The sequence below is a fragment of the Rhizobacter sp. P2_H2 genome (genome assembly GCF_056403375.1).
On the sequence record NZ_JBFUFP010001452.1, the window covers coordinates 1 to 1,073 of the forward strand.

Genomic DNA, 1,073 nt, shown 5'->3' on the forward strand with positions numbered 1-1,073 from the left:
GTGCTGTTCAAGGACCAGGAAGGCTCGTTCCTCGCCGGCTGGCTGGCCGCGACGACCAGCAAGTCGGGCAAGGTCGGCTTCGTCGGCGGCATGGACGTGCCGCTGATCCGCCGCTTCCAGTGCGGCTACGAGCAGGGCGCGAAGGTCGCGAACCCGAAGGTCGAGGTCGTCAGCAACATGACCGGTACGACGCCGTCGGCCTGGAGCGACCCGACGCGCGGCGGCGAACTCGCGAAGGCCCAGTTCTCGCGTGGCGTCGACGTCGTCTTCGCGGCCGCCGGCGGCACCGGCATCGGCGTCTACCAGGCCGCCAAGGACCAGGGCAAGCTCGCGATCGGCGTCGACAGCAACCAGAACCACCTGCAACCGGGCACGATGCTGTCGTCGATGCTCAAGCGCGTCGACAACGCGGTCTACGGCCTCGTCAGCTCGGCGAAGAACGGCAGCTGGAAGCCGGGTCTCGTCGTGCTGGGCCTGAAGGAGCAGGGCGTCGGCCTCGCGATGGACCAGTACAACGCCAAGCTGGTCAGCGACGACACGAAGAAGAAGCTCGCCGCGGTGGAAGCCGACATCGTGTCCGGCAAGCAATCGGTCGCGAACTACACGCCCGAAGCCGGCTGCAAATACTGACCCGTCTTGAAACCCGACCTTGCCGTTGAACTGAGCGGCATCCACAAGACCTTCGGCGCGGTGCACGCCAACCGCGGCGTGAACCTCGCGGTGCAGCGCGGCAGCGTGCACGGCATCGTCGGCGAGAACGGCGCCGGCAAGTCGACGCTGATGAGCATCCTCTACGGCTTCTACCCGGCCGACGAGGGCAGCATCGCGATCGACGGCAAGCCGGTCGCGCTGCGCGGCACGCACGACGCGATCGCGCACGGCATCGGCATGGTGCACCAGCACTTCATGCTGGTCGACCGCTTCACCGTGCTCGAGAACGTGGTGCTCGGTGCGGAGCAGGGCTTCGCGCTGTCGAAAAGCCTGGCCGCGGCGCGCCGCGAGCTGCAGCGCCTGGAGCAGGAGTTCGGGCTCGTCGTCGACCCGGACGCCCGCGTGTCCGAGCTGCCCGTGGG

Annotated in this window: 2 protein-coding genes; both read left to right on the forward strand. The window is 68.3% G+C overall.

Going from position 1 to position 1,073, the window contains the following annotated elements:
* On the forward strand, positions 1–630 hold a 630-nt coding region (locus AC1D15_RS33855; RefSeq protein ID WP_477829514.1), incomplete at its 5' end, for a BMP family lipoprotein.
* 6 nt (positions 631–636) lie between these two features.
* A partial coding sequence (locus tag AC1D15_RS33860; protein ID WP_477829515.1) for an ATP-binding cassette domain-containing protein occupies positions 637–1,073 on the forward strand: 437 nt, incomplete at its 3' end.